Source organism: Mucilaginibacter sp. P4_E8, assembly GCF_056401495.1.
In genome coordinates, this window is sequence record NZ_JBFUJG010000005.1 from 1 (window position 1) to 24,426 (window position 24,426).

The following is a 24,426-nucleotide window of genomic DNA, read 5'->3' on the forward strand; positions in this document are numbered from 1 at the left end:
GTGCTATAGAAAATAAGGCAGATGTTGTATTAAAAGGTACACGTGTTGATGGTATTTATACTGCCGATCCTGAAAAGGATCCATCTGCTACCCGTTATGATGAAATATCGTTCCAGGAAGTATATGACAAAGGATTAAACGTGATGGATATGACCGCCATAACCCTTTGCCGCGAAAATAAACTGCCTATCATCGTGTTTGATATGAATGAGTCAGGCAATTTTATGAAGATTGCACAAGGCGAACCTATTGGAACGCTGGTGCACTAATCCTAATATTCTCGTCATCCCGAATTTATTTCGGGATCCCACACGCAAAGTATTCTGCATGATGATTAATTGGCCGATGGGGTGCTGAAACAAGTTCAGCATGACAGTTAATGCTTTAAACAAAAAGAGGTCGCCATTTAAATAGCGGCCTCTTTTTGTTTATAAATAGTATCAATTACTTGGCTGGTGCCATAGCTTTAATAACACCATCAGCAACATTTGCCGATGTGGTATCATTCATTTGGGTACGCTTGGTTTTAATATCAAGCATCACCTGACTTACAAACTGATCGGCTCCATACATTTTATATTTAATGCCGAATGCCTTTAGCTCTGCAATACCTTGCTGAGCGTACTCAGGTTTTTCAACCCGGCCGGTCATTTCGGCCAAAGCCCTTACGCTGTTAAATTTATTTTGTAGTGTAGCATTAGTAAAGGTGTCATAAACATAAGGCCACTGATCGTTACCACCGTTGGCGGCATACAAACCAAATATTGCCGTAGTTAACGCTCCTTTATTGTCTTTTTCAAAACCTTTAGCCAAAGGCAAAGCTTGTGCAGGATCTAACAAACCGATGCCGGTTAAAGCAGCTCCCTGTACAGCATATGATTCGCTGTTTAATGATTCCTTGAACAGCGTTAAATTGCCTGCCATTTTTAATTTACCCAAAGCTATAATTGCTGCTGCCTTTGCCAGTGTATTATCATCGGTTTTGGCCAGCGAGGTTAGGATAGGCTGGGCAGCGTTGCGTACATCATCATTAGTAAGGTTTAACGCTTTGATAGCCTTAATGCGCAGTCCGTAATATTTATCTTTTAAAGCCGCAAGTATAATTTTCTGATTGGGTTTTTCTTTCTGATTGGCTGCTGCCGCTTCAATGGCCTCATACCTGTCCATATATAATGGCGCATTAAAATACTGGAACGAAAACTCTTCAATTGTTTTGTTATCAGTTTTTTTAGCAAGCAGTATTTTTTCACCATCAACATTTACCAAATCGGGTTTGGCCGCCACGTGGAAAGTTAAAGTATCGGCTTTATCACTCATCCATACTTTATGGCGCTCTTTTTTACCACCCGAATAAATATCAATAGCTATTGGCAATTTGAAGGTTTGTCCGTCCTGGCTTTGTTGCAGGTAAACGGTTTGTGTTTTAGTGGCATCGTCCCACTTGTAGCTAATGTTTAACACTGGGTTACCTGCACCGTAATACCACTGGTTAAAGTACCAGTTAAGGTCAAGTCCGCTGGCCTCTTCAAGCGCTAAACGCAACTGCTGGGCTTCGCCATTTTTAAACGCATTTGTTTTCAGGTAGATATTCAGGCCTTTAAAAAATGCGGCATCGCCTAAATAGTTACGTAGCATGTTTAAAATACGGCCGCCCTTTTGATAAGTAACCGCATCAAAAACGTCTTCTTTATCAGCGTAATGAAAACGCACCAGATCTTTAGTCTTACCATCTGCCGATCTTAAATAGGTCAGCATATCATCATGGTTATGCTCATCACCGGCATCTTTACCGTATTTGTGCTCGGCCCACAGGGTTTCACTAAAATTGGCGAACGATTCATTCACGGTAAGGTTGCTCCAATTTTCGGCGGTTACATAATCGCCAAACCACTGGTGAAACAGTTCATGCACAATAGTGCTGCGGCCATTGTTGAAATAAGCATCTATCAACTCGCGGTGCGTACCCTGTACATATTCACCATGTAATGTTGCAGTGGTGTTTTCCATAGCGCCGCTCACATAATCGCGTACTACAATTTGCGCGTATTTGTTCCACGGGTAATCAACACCTAAAGTTTTGGAGTAAAACTCGATCACCTCGGGAGTAAAGCCGAATATTTCTTTGGCGTAAGGGGCATATTTAGGCTCCAGGTAATAGTTTACCTCCTTGTTGCGCCATTTATCTTTATAAATTTTAAAATCGCCAACGGCCATCATAAACAGATATGGCGAGTGTGGCAACTCCATTTTCCAGGTATCGGTACGGGTGCCATCGGTATTTGTTTTTTGTGAGGCCAGCCTGCCGTTTGATAACGTAACATACTTAGCAGGTACGGTCATGCTGATCTCTTCGGTAGTTTTTTGGCTTGGCTTATCAATAGTAGGGAACCAGGCCGATGAGCTTTCGGTTTCGCCCTGTGTCCATACCTGGGTTGGTTTGTCCTTTTCAGTACCATCTGGGTTTATGAAGTATAAACCTTTAGCATCATTAATGGCCGCGCTGCCTTTTTGCTTTAATTCGTTTGGTTTAGCGGTATAGTCAATGTATATGGTATAGCTTTCGCTGTTGCGATAAACTTTATCCAGTTTAATTGCAACCGAAAGGCTATCCTGGTAAGTAAATTTTAGCGGTATATTTTTACCGTTTTTTACCACCGATATGTTTTTAAGGTCCATACCCTTGGCGTCAAGTCTTAAACTATCGGTTGGATAAAAGTGAGGTTTTAACGTAACCCATTCTTTACCGTACAGGTAACGTTTTTTATAATCAAAGCGCACATCGAGTTTGGTGTGCACCAGATCGTTCACCTTGGTTGGTGTTGCACGGAAAATTTTTAATGCCGGATCCTCCGGTTTGGGCGCCTCCTGCGCATGGGATGAAGTAAAAGCTACCGTTAACATACATGATAACAGTAACGTTGAAAATGGTTTGAGATCAGTCATATAGCAATATTAATATTTTGCTGTCAAACTAAAAAGTTTGACTTTAAAGTACCTATGACGCACAGAAATATTTTATGTTACTATGTGTATGATTTATTTGATAACAGAACGGTATAAAAGCGAACACCCGCTGTTCGGTTTCGTACAGTAGTGAATGTGTTAAATATTTAATTAATTGATAATTAGATAGTTAAATGAATGGCACATATTTTATTCTATATACTTAGTAGAATATATCCATTTAAACAAGGCAAGCCTATTGATAAATTATGAACACAGAGGATCATGTTTGGAACCTGGCGACAAAAAAATTAGCTAACGAGGCTTCGGAGGAAGAGTTGAGCGAGCTAAATGCCCTGCTGCAGGAAAACCCTGCCTTAAATAATACCGTGAAGCTCATGTTTGATTGGTGGGATAACGATGAGAAGCAAAAGGTTGAAAATAACAGCCATTTCCTCTTTAAAAAGATACAGGAACATATAAAAACGGCAGAGGTCAGGAGCAATGCTCCAGAGCAACAGGATAAACCTCCTGTTAAACCCAATAAGGCAGATAAAAAAATTATACAGGGCTTTAACTTTTTGAATAAACCCACGATGATCAAAAATTATTTAAAAATAGCACTAAGACAACTGCGCAAACAGAAAATGTACGCTGCCATTAAAATTGGAGGCTTTGCCCTTAGTATAGCAGCTTGTTTACTTATTGGGTTATACATTCGTAATGAACTGAAATTTGATAAGAGCTATCCGGATGGCAATCGCATATACAGGGTTGTTGGGGAATATCATGCTGATGGGTTTGACGGAAAAGGAGTTGATTGGCCTGCTGTAATGGGCCGCACGGTTAAAGCTGATTTCCCGGAAGTTGAGAAATTTGGCAGGCTCATGCCCAATTCATTGTTCTCGGGTGCAGGCAGTAATGAATTAAGGCGTGCCGAAAACGTGGAAAATACCCATGAAGAGGGCTTTGCATACGCCGATCAGTCGTTGCTTGACATATTGAAGCTACGCATGGTTTATGGCGACAGGGCACGCGCGCTTGCTGAGCCGCTTACCATGGTGATATCAAAAAGTAAAGCCGATAAATATTTCCCTGGCCAAAACCCTGTTGGCAAAGTAATGTACCTTAATAATGATAAAACCAAGCCATACAAAATTGGCGGCGTAATGCAGGATTTATCTAAAACCACCCACCTCAATTATGATTTTTTATTAACACTTACAGGAGTTAAATTTTGGGATGAAGAGCAAACAACCTGGAACGCCAGTAACTACAGCGTTTATCTGTTGGTGAAGCCAGGAGTTAATGTTGCTGTACTTGGAAAAAAGATCAACGATGATATAATCAATAATTATTTTATCCCGAGTATGTTAAAAAACGGGGATAAAAACGCAGCAAAAATTGCAGATGTGCTAAAAATGTACCTGCAGAATGTTAAGGATATCAACCTGCACTCGTATGATATACATGATGGAATGCAACATGGCGATATCCGGTTTATATGGTTGTTTGGCGCGGTAGCCATCTTTATTTTATTTATTGCCTGTATTAATTTCATTAACCTGTCAACAGCAAAATCTGCCAACCGGGCAAAAGAAGTGGGTTTGCGCAAAGTGGTAGGTTCACAGCGCAGCGGGCTAATCACCCAGTTCCTAACCGAATCATTAATTTATAGTTTTTTCTCCTTTGTATTGGGGCTAATATTGGCTACTGTATTGCTTCCTTATTTCAATGTCCTGGCGTCCAAAACACTCACCATGCCCTGGCTGCAGTGGTGGTTTATACCGGCTATACTTGTATCTGCAGTTTTAATCGGCGTAGTTGCCGGCATTTATCCGGCATTTTATCTTTCGGGTTTTAAACCTGTAGAAGTACTGAAAGGTAAGCTAAGTATAGGCAGTAAAAGTTCGATGCTCCGTAATGGTCTGGTTGTTTTTCAGTTTACTACATCTATTATTCTGATCATCAGCACGGTTGTTATTTATAACCAGATGCAGTTTATCCTCAATAAAAAAGTAGGGTATGAAAAAGATCAGGTAGTGATGATACAGGGTACCAACACTTTAAATAATGAAGTAAAGAACTTTAAAAATGAACTGCTGAAATTATCCTCAGTGCAAAGTGTGTCCATAAGCGATTTTCTTCCGGTATCAGGCACCAAGCGAAATGGTAACGAATTTCATAATGCAGGTAAGGAAAAAATTGAGGCCGGTGTTGGTGGCCAGTTTTGGGATGTAGATGCCGATTACATTAAAACATTCGGGATGAAAATAGTGGCAGGCCGCAATTTCGACCCCGCGCTGAAAACCGATTCGGAAGCATATGTTATTAATCAAACTTTAGCAAAAAAGCTCAATCTCAAAAACCCGGTGGGTAAACGGATCACCAATTATGGTAGGCCAATGTTGATCATTGGCGTAGTGCAGGATTTTAATTTCGAATCGTTGAGAGACGGGATAGACCCGTTGGCGATGCACCTGGGTAACAGTAACTCTATAGTATCGGTAAAAATAAAAACCGGTGATGTAAAGAATACGCTGGCGCAGATCAGTTCAACCTGGAAAAACTTCGCGTCCAACCAGCCTATCCGATATACATTTATGGATGAACGTTTTGCCGGCATGTATGCCGATGTGCAACGCATGGGCCGCATATTCACCACATTTGCCGTATTAGCTATCATTATTGCATGTTTGGGTCTGTTTGCTTTAGCAGCGTTCATGGCCGAGCAACGGAGCAAGGAAATTGGTATCCGTAAGGTATTGGGTGCAAGCATCAGCAATATAACTACCCTATTATCTATGAATTTTATAAAGCTGGTATTTATAGCCATAGTTATAGCATCGCCAATTTCCTGGTGGGCCATGACCAAATGGCTGCAGGATTTTACTTACCGCATAGCCATAAGCTGGTGGATGTTTGCCCTGGCCGGAGCAGTTGCTGTAATAATAGCGCTGCTTACAGTTAGTTATCAAAGCATAAAAGCTGCGTTAATGAACCCGGTTAATAGTTTGAAGGCCGAATAAGAGCTAAAAGCCGAAGGCGTAAAGCTGAAAGCAATAAAATATATAAAAAGCTTTAGGCTTTGAGCCTTTTGCTTTAAGCTAAAATACATAACAATGATAAAAAGTTATTTAAAAACAGCCTGGCGGTTTTTGTTAAAGAACAAAACGTTTAGCCTCATCAACATTATTGGGTTGGCAACCGGTACCTTATGTTGCCTGTATATTTTACTGTATGTGCAGGATCAATATAGTTATGATAAGCATCATAAAGATGTGCAAAATATATACCGCGTTACAACTGATTTGGAGTTAAGCGGCGATAAGCATCACGGGGCAGCAAGCTCGCCACCCATTGCACCGGCCATGAAAAATGATTTTGCCGAAGTGCAGCAATTTACACGCGTTGTAACCACCGAAGGCTTTGGCGCTAAACAACACTTGTTGCGCTATAAGGAAAAATCATTTTATCAACAGGATGCAGCTTATGTCGACTCAACCTTTTTTGATATGTTCAGCTATCACTTTGTTGGCGGGAATGCATCAAAAGTAATGGCCGAACCTTATTCACTTGTACTTCTTAAACCTGTTGCCGACAAACTTTTTGGAAATGAAGACCCGGTAGGTAAAATGATATCTATTGATAATTCATTTGGCAAACATGATTTTAAAGTAACCGGGGTAATTGACGAAAGCCTGGGTAAAACACATATTCATGCCAGTATGTTTATGGCCATGAATAGCGGCGGATTAGGCCAATACGTTCGACAGAACAATACCTGGGGGGGCAATAACTTTCTGTACGCCTACGTAAAGCTCAGGCCCGATGCCAGCGCCGCAGCGCTTGAAAAAAAGCTGCCCGACTTTTTAAATAAGTATGGTGCGGCGCAAATGAAGGAGATAGGCATGAAAAAAGTGCTGCACCTGCAACAAATTACAACCATACATACAACGCCCGGATTCGAACATGAATTGACCAAAACACTCGATCCGTCGTTCCTGTACATATTGATACTGATAGCGGTATTGATACAGGTAATTGCCTGCATCAATTTCATGAACCTATCCACCGCCCGTGCATCCCAACGTGCCAAGGAAGTTGGTGTACGAAAAGTAATTGGCGCAGGCCAGGGCGACCTGATAAAACAATTTTTGGGCGAGTCGTTTTTGCTGGCTCTTATTGGAGTAGCCATAGCACTGCCACTTTTAATGGTACTGCTCCCTTATTTAAACCAGGTAACCCGTACAGATATACATTTATCGTTTTTTACAAATTACAAGCTTTGGCTTATGTTGCTGAGCCTGGTAGCGGTTACAGGCCTGGTTGCGGGTAGTTACCCTGCTTTTTATCTATCGGCCTTTAAGGCAGTAAAGGTGATAAAAGGCAATTTTACCAGTCATATTTCGGCAGCAGGCATTCGCAAATCATTGGTGGTGTTTCAGTTTGTTTTATCAATTGTACTGGTAACCGGTATCATTGTGATTTACAGTCAGCTTAACTATATTAAAAATAAGGACCTGGGTTTTGATAAAAGCCAAAAACTGATCTTTAATTTTTACACCAATACTACCCAGCGCAAAATGCCTGATTTTACCAACGACCTGAAACAACTGGCCGAGGTAAAAGCAGTTAGCAACTCCGATAATTATTTAGGCCAGTTTGTGCCGCATGATCATGGTGTTTACCTGGCCGGCGGCAATATGGCAACCGCTATCGACGCGCAAAATATAAATACCGATGAAAACTTTGTAAAAGCAAATGGGATAAAAATGATCAGCGGTCGCGATTTCAGACAACGTGATTCATCAAGGGTGTTAATTAACGAAACACTGGCCAAACGCTTAGGCTTAAACCCGCAAACCGCTCCCGGTACCCGGTTGTATACCAAATATGAGCCTAATCCCGTAACCTTTGTTGAGGTAGCCGGGGTAATGAAAGATTTTAATTATAACTCCCTGCATAGCGAGGTAAAGCCCTTTATGTTGGTTTATGATGGTCAGCAGAGTGATCTGAACACCATTGTTGTATCTGCCGATAGTAAAAATTTTAAAAACCTGCTGGCAAAAATGGAAACAATATGGCATAAAGACATTCCCGACGCGCCTTTTGAATATTCATTCCTGGATAGCGAAGTGCAAAAGCAATATGACAACGAGATCACGCTGTCGCAGATCATTAACACATTTACGCTCATAGCCATTGTTATTTCATGCCTGGGCTTGTTTGGTTTGGCCGCCTTTAGCGCCGAACAGCGGAGCAAGGAAATTGGTATCCGTAAGGTATTGGGGGCAAGTGTATCGGGTATAGTGGGGTTATTATCAAAAGACTTTTTAAAACTGGTTATGGTAGCTATAGTAATTGCAACACCAATAGCCTGGTGGGGTATGAGCAAATGGTTGCAAGCTTTTGTTTACCGTATAAATATAAGCTGGTGGATGTTTGCCCTGGCCGGGTTGCTGGCCATTATTATTGCTTTGGCAACGGTAAGTTTCCAGGCCATTAAAGCCGCATTAATGAATCCTGTTAAAAGTTTGAAGACGGAATAAGAGCAAAAAGCCCAAGGCTGAAAGTAATTAAATAGATAAATAAGGAGCCTTAGGCTTTGTGCCTTTGGCTTTAAGCAAAAAAATAAATAACAATGATCAAGAACTATTTAAAAATCGCCTGGCGCAACCTGATCAAAAACAAGGCGCACACTTTTATAAATATCGCAGGCCTCTCGGTTGGGCTGGCTTGCAGCCTGCTTATTTTATTATGGGTACAAAATGAGCTGAGCGTAGATGCTTATCATAAAAATGGCGACCGCCTGTATTCGGTTTATGAGCGGCAATATTATGATAATAAAGTTCATGGGCAGTATGGTACACCGGGTGTGCTTGCGGATGAGCTAAAAAAGCAGATCCCGGAAATTGAAGCAGCTTCAAATTTGATATACGGAGACGAGTATACTTTTCAGGTTGGCGATAAAATACTAAAAATGAATGGTGCCGATGCCGGCGACGATTATTTTAAAATGCTGAGCGTGCCGTTATTACAGGGCAACGCGCAAACCGCGTTAAATTCGCCTGTAAGTTTGGCTATCTCCCGCAAAATGGCGGTGGCTTTTTTCGGCAGCCCGCAGGCCGCTATAGGTAAAACCATCCGTTACGAAAACAAAAAGGATTTTAAGGTAACGGGAGTGTTTGAAGATGTACCCAAAGCCTCATCACAAAAATACGATTTTGTAAGAAACTGGTATAGTTTCCTGGAAGAGAATGATTGGGCGAAAGACTGGGGCAATAATGGACCGGCCACCATGATCATGTTACGGGCCGATGCCAAACCCGCATTGGTTGAAAAAAAGATCACCCACTTTTTAGACAATTTAAATAAAGATCAAAAGAAAGGCACTTTTACCGAAGAACTGGGCATGCAGCGTTTAGACGAAGGTTACCTGCATGGCAATTTTGATAATGGTAAAATTGAAGGTGGCCGTATTGAATACGTACATCTGTTTACCATTGTGGCCATTTTTATTTTACTGATAGCCTGCATTAACTTTATGAACCTTACCACGGCGCGTTCGGTTAAACGTGCCCGCGAAATTGGGGTGCGCAAAGTAGTAGGCGCGGTACGGTCGGTTTTGATCAAACAATTTATCGGCGAATCGTTACTCATCACCTCGCTGGCTGTAGCAGTTTCGCTGGTTTTACTGGTGCTTTTATTACCGGTGTTTAACCAGATCACCCAAAAAGAGATTGATTTGCCCTTTAATCAGCCTTTATTCTGGGTAAAACTGGCAGCTTTAACTATCATAACCGGTTTAATATCGGGCAGTTATCCTGCTTTATTTTTATCGTCGTTTAACCCGGTTAAGGTGCTAAAGGGTACCATGAAGTTAGATTCGGGCACCACTATGTTCCGTAAGGGGCTGGTTATATTCCAGTTTGCTTTATCGGTTATACTGATAACCGCTACTATTGTTGTATCCCGGCAAATGGCCTATGTACAATCAAAAAACCTGGGTTATGACCGTGAAAACCTGATATACGTACCCATGAACGGCGATCTGATATCTAAATACAGCACTTTTAAACAAGAGGCATTGCGTATGCCGGGTATACAATTGGTAAGCCGCATAAGCAGCGTGCCAACTAACATGTCAAACACTACAGGTAATGTACAGTGGGAAGGTAAAGATCCTAATATTAACATTGAGTTTACCCAGGCATCGGTAGGATACGATTTTGTAAAAACCCTGAAGCTGCAAATGCTGGCCGGACGCGATTTTTCTAAGGATTACCCGACAGATTCTGTAGGTTATATCATTAATGAGGCCGCGCTTAAAAGGATTAAATATGCAGATCCTATTGGCAAACCACTAACTTTTTGGGGTAAGAAGGGTACAATTGTAGGGCTGGTTAAAGATTTTCATTTTAACTCCCTGCACGAGGAGATCCAGCCTTTGGTGGTGAGGTCAAGAGAGCAGGAAAGTTGGGGAACGGTAATGGTAAAAACCCAGCCAGGTAAAACCAAACAGGCGTTGACCAGCCTGGAAACCTTGTGTAAACAAATTAACCCATCGTTCCCGTTCGCTTATAATTTCTCAGATCAGGAATATGAGAAATTATATCAAAACGAGCAGATAGTAACCAAACTTTCAGACGCGTTTGCTTTCCTGGCCATATTTATTTCATGCCTGGGCTTATTGGGTTTGGCCATGTTCACGGCCGAACAGCGTATTAAGGAAATAGGTATCCGTAAAGTATTAGGTGCGAGTGTAAGTTCACTGTTCGCGCTGCTGTCATCGGAGTTTTTGGTACTGGTGGTTATTGCGCTGTTTATTGCCCTGCCTGTATCCTGGTATGCTATGAACCACTGGCTGCAGCGGTTTGCCTACCGTACGCCCATACAATGGTGGATGTTTGCTTTGTCAGGAGCTACTATTATACTTATCGCTGTACTAACGGTAAGCTTCCAGGCAATAAAGGCGGCGCTGATAAACCCGATTAAAAGTTTGAGAAGCGAATAATGAGGTGAAAGGATAAAGGTCAAAGGCAAAAACAACAATGAACTAATGAACAATTGAACCAATAAACTAATTGTTATGATCAGGAATTATTTAAAAATCGCGTGGCGCAACCTTGTCAGGAATAAGGTGCATACCTTTATCAACATTGCCGGTCTTTCGGTTGGTTTGGTGTGTAGCCTGCTTATTTTGCTTTGGGTGCAAAATGAGCTGAGTGTTGATAGTTTTTATAAAAACAGTGATCGTTTATACTCCTTATATGAGCGGCATTACTTTGATCATAAAATTAACGGTTCGTATAATACTCCCGGCCCTACCGCCGATCAAATGAAAAAGGTAATGCCCGAGGTTGAACATGCCGTTAGTTTAGGGTTTGGTCAAAACAATACATTTCAGGTAGGTAACAAGATATTGAAGCAGAAGGGCTCATCGGCAAGTGCCGAGTATTTTAACATATTTAGTTTTAAGCTGCTGCAGGGCAATGCACAAACCGCGTTAAACTCACCGGTAAGTTTGGCCATATCGCGCAAAATGGCCGAAGACTTTTTTGGCAGCCCGCAGGCGGCCATAGGCAAAACCATCCGTTATGAAAACAGTAAAAACTTTAAGGTAACCGCTGTATTTGAAAACCTGCCCAAAAACTCCTCGCAAAAATTCGACTACCTGGTTAACTGGTATACTTTTTTACAGGAAAACAGCTGGGCCCTTGACTGGGGCAACCAGGGACCGTCGACCATTGTCATGCTAAAACAAGGCACCAATCCGGCCCAGTTCGAAAAAAAGATCATCCATTTTTTAGATACCTATAACAACACCAACCGTAAAACATCAACCTTTATCATTGATCTGGGTGTGCAGCCCTTTAGTGAACAATATCTGCATGGCAGTTTTGATAATGGCAAAATTAGCGGAGGCCGGATTGAATATGTACGCATTTTTAGCATTGTGGCCATATTTATTTTACTCATAGCCTGCATCAACTTCATGAATTTAACCACCGCACGCTCGGTTAAGCGGGCCAAGGAAATTGGTGTACGCAAGGTAGTTGGCGCTGTACGGTCGGCTTTGGTAAAGCAATTCATCAGTGAATCATTATTGATCACTTCGCTTTCGGTAATGATAGCCCTGCTGCTTTTGGTTGTATTGCTGCCGGTTTTTAATCAGGTAACCCAAAAGCAAATTGAACTGCCGTTTAACCAAACCGGTTTTTGGATAAAGGTGGTTTGTATTACCTTGGTTACCGGTTTGGTATCGGGCAGCTATCCGGCTTTGTTCTTATCGTCGTTTAACCCGGTTAAAGTATTAAAGGGCACCCTGAAGTTAGATTCGGGCACTACCTTGTTCCGTAAGGGATTGGTTATATTCCAGTTTGTACTATCAATTATATTAATTACCGGTACTATAGTTGTTTCCCGGCAAATAAACTATATCCAATCCAAAAACCTGGGATTCGACCGCGAAAACCTGATCTATGTACCGCTTGAAGGAGAGCTTCTTCACAAATACGATCTGTTTAAGGAGCAGGCTTTGACCATGCCTGGCATACAATCGGTTACCCGCATGACCAATGCGCCAACCAACATCCCGAACAGCACCGGTGGTGTTGACTGGATTGGCAAGGACCAGACCGTAAATATCCAGTTCACCCAAACTTCGGTAGGTTATGATTTTGTGAAAACTATGAAGCTAAAGATGCTTCAGGGGCGCGATTTCTCTAAGAATTTCCCTACCGATACCGTTGGCCTTATACTGAACGAGGCGGCCTTAAAACGGATAGGATATAAAAACCCTATTGGACAGCCACTCACCTTCTGGGGGCGCAAAAGCAAAATAATTGGCGTGATAAAGGACTTTCACTTTAGCTCCATGCACGAAGAAATAATGCCTTTAATTATCAGATCAAGGGCAGATGAAATTTATGGCAACATCCTGATCAGGACACAGCCCGGCAAAACCCGTGCGGCGCTGGCCAGCATGGAAAAGCTGTGCAAGCAGATTAACCCAGCCTATCCGTTTACCTATACTTTTTCTGATGACGAATACCAGAAACTATATCAAAACGAGCAGATAGTGGGCAGACTGTCAAACGGGTTCGCGTTCCTGGCTATTTTCATTTCATGCCTGGGATTATTAGGCCTGGCCATGTTCACGGCCGAGCAGCGGTTTAAGGAAATAGGCATCCGCAAGGTATTGGGTGCAAGTGTAAGCTCGCTGTTTACTTTGTTATCATCTGAGTTTTTGGTGCTGGTGGTAATTGCCTTGCTCATAGCATCGCCAATAGCATGGTATGCTACCGGTAAATGGCTACAGGGTTTTGCTTATCGTACGCCGGTGCAATGGTGGGTATTTGCCCTTTCGGGTGGTGTAATTATCATGATAGCCCTGGCTACCGTAAGTTTCCAGGCGGCAAAAGCAGCATTAATTAACCCTATAAAAAGTTTAAGGAGCGAGTAAGAGCGGAAAGCTTAAGGCTAAAAGCCGAAAGCAATAAATAAGATTATATAAGAGCCTTAGGCTTTGTGCCTTTAGCTTTAAGCTTAAAACATATAACAATGATCAAGAACTATTTAAAAATCGCGTGGCGAAATTTCGTCAGAAATAAATCGCATTCATTTATAAATGTTTCGGGTCTTTCGGTTGGCCTGGCTTGCAGTCTGTTGATCATGCTTTGGGTGCAGGATGAACAAAGCGTAGATGGTTTTCATGTCAATGGCAAACAGTTGTATCAGGTTTATGAACGCCAGTCTTATGATGGTAAAATTGAGGCCAATTATCTTACGCAAGGTTTATTAGCCGAGGAATTAAAAAGAAGAATACCGGAAGTACAATATGCAAGCGGCCTGGAACAAGGACATCCGTTGACGTTTCAATCAGGCGATAAGATCGTTAAAATGGAAGGGACATTTGCCGGGGCCGACTTTTTCCGCATGTTTAGTTATCCGCTATTGCAGGGTACTCCCGAATCAGCCTTGAATACGCCTGCTGGTATTGCCATCTCGCGGAAAATGGCTGAACTTTTTTTTGGGTCTGCAGAGAAAGCCATTGGGAAGAGCCTTCGTTATGAGAACAAGGACAATGTTCAGGTTACAGCGGTTTTTGAAAACCTGCCGGTCAATTCTTCCCAACAATTTGATTTTTTGAGAAGCTGGAAAGCATATGTAAAGGAAAACACCTGGGTAAATAACTGGACTAATGCCAGCCCTGCTACCTTTTTGCAATTACGTGCCGACGCTGATCCTGCTAAAGTAACTGCTAAGATCAAAAACTTTATCAACCTGTATGAGTCAGCAACAAATAACAATCATACGGAACTATACTTGCAGCCATATGCCGAAAAATATCTTAACTCTACGTTTAAAAATGGCCAAATTGATGGAGGGCGTATAGCATATGTACATCTTTTTAGTCTTGTGGCTATCTTTATTTTGCTAATTGCCTGTGCCAATTTCATGAACCTGGCAACTGCACGTTCCATCAAACGATCTAAAGAAGTTGGCGTCCGGAAAGTTATTGGAGCGGCACGGTCAAGCTTAATAGGGCAGTTTTTGAGCGAGGCCGTGCTGCTCACATTTGTTTCTATGATACTCGCGGTTATCCTGGTGATTGCCCTGCTACCCGCATTTAATAATCTTACCGGGAAACATCTGTTTATACCTGCTGAGCAACCTGTTTTTTGGATAACTATATTGGGCATGTTACTATTTACGGCCATTGTAGCGGGGAGTTATCCCGCGTTTTTCCTGTCGTCGTTAAACCCTGTCCGGGTTTTAAAAGGCAGTCTCACCTTCGGTCGGGGAGCAACTTTTTTCCGTAAAGGCTTGGTTGTTTTTCAATTCACACTCTCCATTATACTTATAGTAGGAATGATTGTGATTTATCGCCAAATGGAATACATGCAAACCAAAAACCTTGGTTATAACCGCGACAATCTTTTATATATTCCCATAGAGGGTGATTTGATTAAAAAATATGATCTATTCAAGGAAGAGGTGGGTAAAATACCGGGCATCCAGTCTGTTTCAAAAATGAAGGAGTCGCCTACTGTAATTGGTCATACTAAAGGCGATATCGAATGGGCAGGGAAAGACCCCAATCTGATTACATCGTTTGCAGACGCTACAGTGGGGTATGATTTTGTGAAAACCATGAAGCTGAAATTAAAAGACGGGCGAGATTTCTCCAGGGATTTCGGTACCGATTCTGTAGGTTATATGGTCAATGAAGCGGCTGTTAAGAAAATAGGGTATCAAAACCCTGTTGGCCAGCCATTATCAATGGGTAGCCGCCAGGGGAAGATTATTGGTGTGCTAAAAGATTTTCATTTTAATTCAATGCACGAGGCTATTGTACCTTTGGTTATCCGTCTGTCAGAAAATCAAGCCTGGGGAACGATATTAGTCCGTGTTGAAGCCGGTAAAACCAAACAGTCCATTACCGCACTGGAAAAGATCTGTAAAGATCTGAACCCCAACTTTTCATTTACTTATCAGTTTTCTGATCAGGAATATTCCAAATTATACAACAGTGAGCAAGTGGTTAGTCAACTTTCAGGCTACTTTGCATTTTTAGCAATTTTTATTTCTTGCATGGGTTTGCTGGGTTTGGTGATGTTTACCGCAGAACAACGTGTAAAGGAAATAGGTATTCGTAAAATATTAGGTGCCAGCATAGGCTCACTATTCGCTTTGTTATCATCAGAGTTTTTGGTGCTGGTAGTTATTGCCCTGGTTATAGCATCGCCTATAGCCTGGTATGCCATGGATAAATGGCTGCAGGGCTTTGCCTATCATACGCCGGTACAATGGTGGGTGTTTGCCTTTTCGGGAGGCTTGATCATATTGATAGCCCTGGCAACAGTAAGTTTCCAGGCAGCAAAATCAGCGCTGATAAACCCGGTAAAAAGTTTAAGGAGCGAGTAAGGGAGTTGCGGGTTATGAGTTTGGAGTGGTGAGTAAAATAAAAAAGTTCAGCATGACAGCCTCTTTAGAGTTTAGAAATTAGATTTTAAAATTTAAGAAACCATGATCAAGAACTATTTAAAAATCGCCTGGAGAAACCTGGTTAAGAACAAGGTGCACTCGGCTATTAATATTGTGGGTTTGTCAGTTGGTATGGCTATCGCTATGCTTATCGGTCTTTGGATCTGGGATGAGCTGTCGTTTGATAAGTACCATCGTAATTATAGCCATATAGGTCAACTGATGGTGACCCAAACAGCCAATGGCGAAACCGGTACATTTGAATCAACGGTTGTGCCATTGAGCGCAGAGCTGCGTACCAAATATGCTGCAGACTTTAAGCTTACTGCGCTTATTTGGGAAGGGGCACATATACTGGCTGTAGGCGATAAAAAGATATCGCAAAATGGTATGTGGGCCGAACCTGATATGCCCGCGATTCTTTCACTAAACATGGTAAAGGGCAGCTATGCCAATTTTAAAGATCCATCATCATTTATACTATCACAATCGGTAGCAAAAGCCCTGTTCGGTAACGCCGATCCTATAAATAAAGTAGTACGTATTGATAATAAAACCAATATGAAAGTGGCCGGTGTATATGAGGACCTGCCACATAATACCTCCTTTTATGCTGCAAAATTTATGTTGCCGTTCAATAACCCGGCAAACTGGTGGAACACCCAAACAGCAGCCTGGGATAATCATGGTTGCCATTTATTTGCACTGATGAATGATCATGCTGATTTTGATAAAGTATCAGCTAAAATAAGGAATATCACCAAACCTCATTTTAAAATGAACGATGAGGTAATGCAGGTACACCCCATGAGTAAGTGGCATTTGTACAGCGACTTTCAGAATAGTGTATCTATTGGGGGGCGCATTCAGTTTGTGTGGTTATTTGGCATTATTGGTTTATTTATACTGTTGCTGGCTTGTATCAATTTCATGAACCTAAGCACCGCGAAAAGCGAGAAAAGAGCTAAAGAGGTAGGTATACGTAAAGCTATAGGTTCGGTTAGAGGGCAACTGATCGGTCAGTTTCTGAGCGAGTCATTGCTGGTGGTGTTTTTAGCATTGATATTAACCATCATCCTTACAGTTTTAGCTATTCCTTATTTTAATCGCATTGCCGATAAAGATGTAACCGTGCCCTGGGCTAACCCATCATTTTGGTTGATCACCTTAAGTTTTTCAATTTTCACCGGATTGGTATCGGGCAGTTATCCGGCTTTTTATTTATCCGGATTTAACCCGGTAAAAGTTTTAAAAGGCACATTCAGGGTGGGGCGTTTTGCTTCGGTTCCGCGCAAAGTATTGGTCGTGGTACAGTTCACAGTGTCCATCGTTTTAATTATAGGTACCGTAGTTGTTTTAAGGCAGATCCAGTTTGCAAAAAACCGGCCTGTTGGCTACACCCGGGCGGGATTGATCAGCATAGAAATGAATACCCCCGAAATTTACGGGCATTATGAGGTGATGCGCAACGATCTGTTACAAACCGGCGCGGTTGAAGACATGGCAGAGTCAAACAGTACAACAACGCAAATATGGTCACGCAATGGTGGTTTTACCTGGGAGGGAAAAGCTCCGGGTTATGACCCTACATTCGGCACCATAGGTGTAACGTATGATTATGGTCACACCGTGGGATGGAAAATATTACAGGGTCGCGATTTTTCACGTAATTTCCCTACCGATACAGGGGCCATCATCCTTAATGAATCGGCACTTAAAATGAGTGGCATTAAAAATCCTGTAGGCAAAATCATGCACTGGAACGGCGGCAACCACGTAATCGTGGGTATAAGCAAGGATATGGTGATGGAATCGCCCTATGAAAAAACCGTAGGTACTGTGTTTTTCATGAGCCCCGGTTGGGTTAACTGGATGACCGTGCGCATAAAACCAACTATGCCTATACGTGATGCTTTGAGCAAAATTGAGCCTGTTTTTAAAAAATATAACCCGGGCAGTCCGTTTGAATATAAATTCAATGATGATGATTATGCCCAAAAGTTCTCGGATGAAGAACGGATCGGTAACCTGGCTTCCATATTTGCTGCGCTTGCCATTTTTATTTCGTGCCTCGGCCTGTTTGGGCTGGCATCGTTTGTGGCCGAGCAGCGCACAAAAGAGATTGGGGTACGCAAGGTGCTGGGCGCATCAGTAGCTAACCTGTGGCGCTTATTATCAACAGAATTTGTAATGCTGGTCTTTATATCCTTGCTTATAGCAGTTCCGCTGGCGTATTATTTTATGCAGCGCTGGCTAATGACCTACCAGTATAAAGCAGCAATTTCCTGGTGGATATTTGCTTTGGCGGGTATAGGGGCCATAACTATTACCTTAATAACGGTAAGCTTTCAGGCTATAAAAGCAGCACTGGCTAATCCGGTAAAAAGTTTAAGGAGCGAATAGCAGCTGAAAGCTTAATGCATAAAGCTAAAAGCAATAAACAAGATTATATAGAAGCTTTAGGCTCTGTGCCTTTAGCTTTAAGCTTAAAACATATAGCAATGATCAGAAACTATTTAAAAATCGCGTGGCGGAACCTTGTTAAAAATAAGGTGCACAGTTTTATCAATGTAGCAGGCTTGTCGGTTGGTATGGCGGTAGCTATGCTTATCGGGCTCTGGATCTGGGACGAGCTATCGTTCAACAGGTATTTTAAAAACTATGACCGTATTGTGCAGGTATGGCAACACCAAACATTTAATGGTGAAGTAGGCAGTCAAACCGCCATGCCTATTCCGCTGGGGTTAAAGCTCCGGGAATCATATATGAACGATTTTAAATATGTGGTGCTTTCTACATGGACAATGGAACACATTATTACCAATGGCGACAAAAAGTTCACCAAACTGGGTAACTATGTGCAGCCGGAAATGCCCGATATGCTTACGCTGAAAATGATTAAAGGAACGCGTGCCGGGCTAAAGGATCTTTCATCTATCATGCTTTCCGAGTCGCTGGCAAAAACGCTTTTCGGCAATGCCGACCCTATCAACAAAACACTGAAAATTGATAACCAATGGGTGGTTAAGGTAACAGGTGTTTATGAGGATATGCCTAACAATACCGAATTTAAAGAAGTTACTTTTTTTGCACCCTGGGACCTGTACATGACCACCATGCCATGGCTTAAACGGGCTGCCACCCGCTGGGGTAACAATTCATGGCAAATATTTGCGCAGCTGGCTCCCAATGCCGATGTTGATAAGGTATCGGCTAAGATCAAAGATATAAAGCTCAAAAATATAGCTGCGCAGGGCGACAAATTAGGGGCCGATTTTAAGCCGGCCGTGTTTTTACATCCCATGAACAAATGGCATTTATATTCCGAATTTAAAAACGGTGTAAATACCGGCGGGGCTATACAGTTTGTTTGGATGTTTGGTATTATAGGTGTGTTTGTGTTATTGCTGGCCTGTATCAATTTCATGAACCTGAGCACTGCAAGGTCCGAGAAGCGGGCTAAAGAAGTAGGTATCCGTAAAGCCATAGGTTCGCAGCGGATACAACTTATCGGGCAGTTTTTTATGGAATCGCTGCTGATAGTTGCCTTTGCTTTTGTTTTTTCAATAATACTGGTAATGCTCACCCTGCCCTGGTTTAATGGTGTTGCCGATAAAAAGATGACTGTTTTATGGAACAATCCGTGGTTTTGGATATTGGGCCTGGTTTTCAGCCTCATATCCGGGCTCATAGCGGGTAGTTACCCGGCACTTTACCTGTCGTCTTTTAAGCCCATAAAAGTTTTAAAAGGAACATTTAAAGTAGGGCGGTTGGCTGCTATACCGCGTAAAGTACTGGTGATTTTACAGTTTAGCGTTTCGGTAACGCTTATTATAGGAACAATCATTGTTTTTAGGCAGATACAATTTGCCAAGAACAGGCCTATAGGCTATAGCCGCGAAGGATTGGTGTATCTGGTACAGAAAACAAGCGATATACATAATCACTACGTCGCTTTTAAAGATGAACTGATAAAGTCAGGAGCTGTTGTGGAAACCGCTGAATCGGGTAGTCCGGTAACCGGTGTGTGGAGCAATAACAGCGGTTTCGACTGGAGAGGAAAACCCGCTGGCATGCTGGATGATTTTGCAACCGTAGGTATAAGCCCCGATTTTGGCAAAACCGTTGGGTGGCAGTTTAAGGACGGACGCGATTTTTCGAGCGCATTCAAAACCGATTCAAATGCCCTGGTGATCAATGAAGCGGCTGCAAAGTTCATGGGTTTTAAAAACCCGGTAGGCGAGGTTATAACAACCGACGGCAAGCAGCCACACCACATAATTGGGGTTATTAAAGATATGCTCATGTCTTCGCCTTATGAACCAGTTAAGCAAACTTTCTTTTTTCTGGATAAAGATCCGCAGGGTGTTATAAACATAAAGATCAATCCGCGGATGAGCACCCGCGAAGCACTTGAGAAAATTGCCGCCATACACCAGAAATATTCACCAGCCTCGCCATTTGATTATAAATTCGCCGACGAAGAATATGCCAAAAAATTTGATGGGGAAACACGTATAGGTAAGCTGGCGAGCTTTTTTGCCATGCTGGCCGTATTTATTAGCTGTTTGGGTTTATTTGGTATGGCAACCTTTATGGCCGAGCAAAGGGTTAAGGAAATAGGTGTGCGCAAAGTTTTGGGCGCATCGGTATTTAACCTGTGGCGCCTGTTATCAACAGACTTTGTTGTATTGGTTATCATCTCCTTTGTTATAGCATCGCCAGTGTCATACTATTTTATGCATGGCTGGCTGCAGGGTTACACTTACCGGTCAGAAATATCCTGGTGGATATTTGGTGTGTCAGCAGCGGGCGCCATCGTAATAACATTGGTTACAGTAAGTTTCCAGGCCATTAAAGCAGCGCTGGCCAACCCGGTAAAGAGTTTAAGAAGCGAATAGATAAGCCGAAGGCTAAAAGCATAAAGCTGAAAGCTTGCTAAAACAAAAAGCAGAAAGAATGTTCCTTTCTGCTTTTTGTTTATATTTTTTTAGCTTTATGCTTTTAGCCTTCGGCTTTCAGCTTAATTAGCAATATTGTTCAAATGCGCCAATTAGATTATCGGCTATCATTTGGGCAGGGCGACCTTCAATTTGATGGCGCTCTATCATGTGTACCAATTTACCATCTTTAAATAATGCCATTGCCGGTGATGATGGAGGGTAAGGCAGCATATAATTACGTGCTGTATCAACCGCTTCTTTTTCCATGCCTGCAAAAACTGTTACCAATTTAGTAGGGTGTTTTTCGTTTGCTGCTGCAATTCTTGCTGCAGGGCGTGCATTAGCCGCAGCGCATCCGCAAACCGAATTTACCATTACAAATACAGTGCCTTCGCTTTCAATGGCTTGCTTTACAGCTTCGGCATCTTTCAATTCCTCAAAGCCAACTTTTGTCAAATCTTCCCGCATCGGGGCAACTAAATATTCTGGATACATGATTTTTTTCTTTACACTAAAATTTACCTGATACAAAAATAAGAAATGATTAACAGTTTGTACCTAAAAAACACAATAATAACACTTTGCTGACGATGTGTTATCAAAGGTGCCAAATAAGCTCAATCGTTAATTATTTATTCCAAATGGTTTTATTCAGAACCGGTATTGCTTTATAAATAGTAATAAGTATATTGCATTCCCTAATTACAATGAATTTGATGAACAACAAGCCCTCTGATATTAGCACGGTTGTTATTATTAACAAAAACCATCAGCCCACCAAGTCATTACAAATAAAAACAAAACATATTAACAGATTAAGGCACTATGCATTTAGTACCTTGTGTGTTTTATTCGCGTTAATTGGTTTTATTATTTATTTAAGATCACAAAACTCAAAACAGGAGCAGGAAAAACAGCAATTGTTGGCACAAATAGTGAAATTGAAGGGTGAGATTCCGGTGGTTTCGCCAACGGTAAACAAAGAAGGGAGCGCCCAATCTTATATACAAGCTATTGAGGGTAAGTTAAAAACCATTAACGGTTACTTAAAAAGGCGCGGCTTAAAGGGCTTTTCAACTAAAAATATTGGTGGCGATAACAATGCCGAAGGTGCTAAACTATCTGACAAGGAAGTTTACTCCCTTTATAACGATTACTTAAATCATTTAATGGGCGCTATTGCGTTTACGCCAATGGGTTACCCCAGGATCAGTTCTTTTACCTCATTCTTCGGCTATCGTAATGATCCGTTTGATGATGGGCGTGCCGAATTTCATCCGGGTATTGATTTTAAGGGTAAAAGGGGCGATGAAGTAAAATGTACCGCAAGTGGTAAGGTTGTTTTTGCCGGCTGGGCAGGTGGTTATGGCAATTGTATACGTATAGCTCATATTAATAATTTCGAAACCGTGTATGGCCACCTTTCGCGCATCAAGGTAAAAGTTGGCCAGGAAGTAAACGTTGGCGATGAAATAGGTTTGGTAGGCTCAACCGGACACTCAACCGGGGCGCATCTACATTATGAAGTGCGTAAAAACGGCAGACCTATAAATCCGGTTAATTTTTTAACGCTTAATAAGTAAGTGCTGTTTGTGAGTGATGATTAAATGTATCGTCTTTCTTACAAACATTTTAGCCTAAAATTACGTAAAAGGGCTCAAATAACTCAAACCCCATACTTATAACCCTGAATTCGAAATGGCTATTTTTGGTAAAAAAGATAAAGTTGCGCTTGATCTGCAGGCTATATCAACACTGATAAGCGATGGTAGTATTTTAGATGGTAACCTTAAAGCCCCGGCTTTTGCACGTATAGACGGGCAGGTGAACGGTGAAGTAGCTATTGACGAGGGCTTGATACTGGGCGAAAAAGGCCTGGTAAAAGGGAATATTAACACGAAGGAAATTGTTGTGTATGGAACCGTTACCGGTGATATAGAAACCAACTCACTGGAGATAAAGGCAACCGGCAAAATAACCGGTAATATTAGAACGCAAAACCTGGTAGTTGAAAATGGCGGCGTTTATAACGGAAACCTTAATATGCTGCAGGCTGAAAAATAGCCTTTTTAGGTTATTCGCCATTATAAAATACCTAATATATATCCTGTTATCCTCCCTCAGGAAGGTAGTATTTCATTTTGATATTTTTATAAGTTAACTTTGCAATTCAAAAAATTGAAATGTTATGTCATCAGTAGAAACTGCATTTGTTAAATACAAAGTAAAAGACCTTTCCCTGGCCGAATGGGGCCGCAAGGAGATTGAACTGGCCGAAGCTGAAATGCCGGGCTTAATGGCTTTACGCAAAGAGTATGGTCCAACGCAGCCTTTAAAGGGCGCGCGTATTGCGGGCTGTTTGCACATGACCATTCAAACCGCTGTTTTAATTGAAACCTTAATTGAGCTTGGCGCCGAAGTTACCTGGTCGTCATGTAATATATTTTCAACCCAGGATCATGCTGCTGCAGCTATTGCTGCTGCTGGTACTTCTGTTTATGCCTGGAAAGGTATGAACGCCGAAGAATTTGACTGGTGCATTGAGCAAACCCTTTATTTTGGCGAAGACCGCAAACCATTGAACATGATATTGGATGATGGTGGCGATTTAACCAACATGGTACTGGATAAATATCCTGAATTGATTGCCGACATTAAAGGTTTATCAGAAGAAACTACTACCGGTGTTCACCGTTTATATGAGCGTATGAAAGCCGGTACTTTACCAATGCCTGCCATCAACGTTAATGATTCGGTTACCAAATCAAAATTTGATAATAAATATGGCTGCCGCGAATCACTGGTTGACGCTATCCGTCGTGCTACCGATGTAATGATGGCTGGTAAAGTGGCTGTTGTTTGCGGTTATGGAGATGTAGGTAAAGGTTCGGCCGATAGCTTACGTAACTCAGGTGTACGTGTTATTGTTACCGAAATTGACCCTATCTGCGCATTACAGGCAGCAATGGAAGGCTTTGAAGTTAAAAAATTAGGTACTGCTATTAAAGAAGCTGATATTGTGGTAACTGCTACCGGTAACAAGAACATTGTTCGCGAAGAGCATTTCCGCGCTTTAAAAGACAAAGCCATTGTATGTAACATTGGTCACTTTGATAACGAAATTGACATGGCCTGGTTAAACGGCTCTTATGGCAATACCAAAATTGAAATTAAACCACAGGTTGATAAATACACCATTGATGGCAGTGATGTTATTGTACTGGCCGAAGGTCGGTTGGTTAACTTAGGTTGTGCAACCGGTCACCCAAGCTTTGTAATGAGTAACTCGTTCACCAACCAAACTTTAGCCCAGCTGGAACTTTGGACAAACGGCGCCGCTTACAAAAACGAAGTTTATACCCTGCCAAAACATCTGGACGAAAAAGTTGCCCGTTTACACCTTGCCAAAATTGGTGTTGAACTGGAAGTACTTGATCAGGATCAGGCGGAATACATAGGTGTGACTGTTGAAGGGCCGTTTAAACCGGAGTATTACAGGTACTAAGAAGTTGTGAGTGCTGAGTCTTGAGTTTTAAGACTTATTAAA

The 24,426-nt window shown here is 41.9% G+C and carries 13 protein-coding genes; 11 read left to right on the top strand and 2 right to left on the bottom strand.

Going from position 1 to position 24,426, the window contains the following annotated elements; genetic code table 11:
- The coding region (locus AC1DRQ_RS03470; protein WP_477422218.1) for an amino acid kinase family protein at positions 1–269 on the top strand (269 nt) is incomplete at its 5' end.
- 175 nt (positions 270–444) lie between these two features.
- Here the strand turns inward: AC1DRQ_RS03470 and AC1DRQ_RS03475 are convergent.
- Complete coding sequence (locus AC1DRQ_RS03475; RefSeq protein ID WP_477422219.1) at positions 445–2,943, bottom strand: M1 family aminopeptidase; 2,499 nt, start codon at positions 2,941–2,943, stop codon at positions 445–447.
- A 269-nt stretch (positions 2,944–3,212) separates the two neighbouring features.
- Between AC1DRQ_RS03475 and AC1DRQ_RS03480 the strand changes: the two genes are divergently transcribed.
- The 7 genes from AC1DRQ_RS03480 (at position 3,213) to AC1DRQ_RS03510 (ending at position 20,837) form a co-directional block, all read left to right on the top strand.
- Entirely contained in the window at positions 3,213–5,972 is a 2,760-nt protein-coding gene (locus tag AC1DRQ_RS03480) for an ABC transporter permease (protein WP_477422220.1), read from the top strand.
- A 93-nt stretch (positions 5,973–6,065) separates the two neighbouring features.
- On the top strand, positions 6,066–8,495 hold the full coding sequence (locus AC1DRQ_RS03485; RefSeq protein WP_429398736.1) for an ABC transporter permease: 2,430 nt from the start codon (positions 6,066–6,068) through the stop codon (positions 8,493–8,495).
- Positions 8,496–8,587: 92 nt separating this feature from the next.
- Complete coding sequence (locus AC1DRQ_RS03490) at positions 8,588–10,960, top strand: ABC transporter permease (protein WP_477422221.1); 2,373 nt, start codon at positions 8,588–8,590, stop codon at positions 10,958–10,960.
- A 75-nt stretch (positions 10,961–11,035) separates the two neighbouring features.
- Positions 11,036–13,411: an ABC transporter permease gene (locus AC1DRQ_RS03495; protein ID WP_477422222.1), complete on the top strand. Its 2,376-nt coding sequence runs from the start codon at positions 11,036–11,038 to the stop codon at positions 13,409–13,411.
- A gap of 98 nt (positions 13,412–13,509) precedes the next feature.
- Positions 13,510–15,876, top strand: a complete 2,367-nt coding sequence (locus AC1DRQ_RS03500) for an ABC transporter permease (RefSeq protein ID WP_477422223.1) — start codon at positions 13,510–13,512, stop codon at positions 15,874–15,876.
- Between the two features lie 102 nt (positions 15,877–15,978).
- A complete protein-coding gene (locus AC1DRQ_RS03505; protein ID WP_477422224.1) occupies positions 15,979–18,339 on the top strand; it encodes an ABC transporter permease in 2,361 nt (786 codons plus the stop codon).
- Between the two features lie 98 nt (positions 18,340–18,437).
- Positions 18,438–20,837 carry an ABC transporter permease gene (locus AC1DRQ_RS03510; RefSeq protein WP_477422225.1) on the top strand — a complete coding sequence of 800 codons (2,400 nt, stop codon included), beginning with the start codon at positions 18,438–18,440 and terminating at the stop codon, positions 20,835–20,837.
- Between the two features lie 126 nt (positions 20,838–20,963).
- On the opposite strand, the gene AC1DRQ_RS03515 is transcribed toward AC1DRQ_RS03510, so the two are convergent.
- Positions 20,964–21,374, bottom strand: coding sequence for a BrxA/BrxB family bacilliredoxin (locus tag AC1DRQ_RS03515; protein ID WP_477422226.1), 411 nt, complete (start codon positions 21,372–21,374; stop codon positions 20,964–20,966).
- A 221-nt stretch (positions 21,375–21,595) separates the two neighbouring features.
- Between AC1DRQ_RS03515 and AC1DRQ_RS03520 the strand changes: the two genes are divergently transcribed.
- From AC1DRQ_RS03520 to ahcY, 3 genes are all read left to right on the top strand, one after another.
- Positions 21,596–22,462 carry a M23 family metallopeptidase gene (locus tag AC1DRQ_RS03520; protein ID WP_477422227.1) on the top strand — a complete coding sequence of 289 codons (867 nt, stop codon included), beginning with the start codon at positions 21,596–21,598 and terminating at the stop codon, positions 22,460–22,462.
- Between the two features lie 115 nt (positions 22,463–22,577).
- The gene (locus tag AC1DRQ_RS03525; protein WP_429398720.1) at positions 22,578–22,943 is read left to right on the top strand and encodes a bactofilin family protein; all 366 of its coding nucleotides are present in this window, start codon (positions 22,578–22,580) and stop codon (positions 22,941–22,943) included.
- Between the two features lie 124 nt (positions 22,944–23,067).
- Positions 23,068–24,384, top strand: coding sequence for an adenosylhomocysteinase (gene ahcY / locus AC1DRQ_RS03530; RefSeq protein WP_429398718.1), 1,317 nt, complete (start codon positions 23,068–23,070; stop codon positions 24,382–24,384).
- Positions 24,385–24,426 lie beyond the last annotated feature (42 nt).

Bases quoted from the DNA above. Each gene is read 5' to 3' on its own strand.
- AC1DRQ_RS03475 (WP_477422219.1), bottom strand. From the start codon at position 2,943: ATGACTGATCTCAAACCATTTTCAACGTTACTGTTATCATGTATGTTA.
- AC1DRQ_RS03480 (WP_477422220.1), top strand. From the start codon at position 3,213: ATGAACACAGAGGATCATGTTTGGAACCTGGCGACAAAAAAATTAGCT.
- AC1DRQ_RS03485 (WP_429398736.1), top strand. From the start codon at position 6,066: ATGATAAAAAGTTATTTAAAAACAGCCTGGCGGTTTTTGTTAAAGAAC.
- AC1DRQ_RS03490 (WP_477422221.1), top strand. From the start codon at position 8,588: ATGATCAAGAACTATTTAAAAATCGCCTGGCGCAACCTGATCAAAAAC.
- AC1DRQ_RS03495 (WP_477422222.1), top strand. From the start codon at position 11,036: ATGATCAGGAATTATTTAAAAATCGCGTGGCGCAACCTTGTCAGGAAT.
- AC1DRQ_RS03500 (WP_477422223.1), top strand. From the start codon at position 13,510: ATGATCAAGAACTATTTAAAAATCGCGTGGCGAAATTTCGTCAGAAAT.
- AC1DRQ_RS03505 (WP_477422224.1), top strand. From the start codon at position 15,979: ATGATCAAGAACTATTTAAAAATCGCCTGGAGAAACCTGGTTAAGAAC.
- AC1DRQ_RS03510 (WP_477422225.1), top strand. From the start codon at position 18,438: ATGATCAGAAACTATTTAAAAATCGCGTGGCGGAACCTTGTTAAAAAT.
- AC1DRQ_RS03515 (WP_477422226.1), bottom strand. From the start codon at position 21,374: ATGTATCCAGAATATTTAGTTGCCCCGATGCGGGAAGATTTGACAAAA.
- AC1DRQ_RS03520 (WP_477422227.1), top strand. From the start codon at position 21,596: ATGAACAACAAGCCCTCTGATATTAGCACGGTTGTTATTATTAACAAA.
- AC1DRQ_RS03525 (WP_429398720.1), top strand. From the start codon at position 22,578: ATGGCTATTTTTGGTAAAAAAGATAAAGTTGCGCTTGATCTGCAGGCT.
- ahcY (WP_429398718.1), top strand. From the start codon at position 23,068: ATGTCATCAGTAGAAACTGCATTTGTTAAATACAAAGTAAAAGACCTT.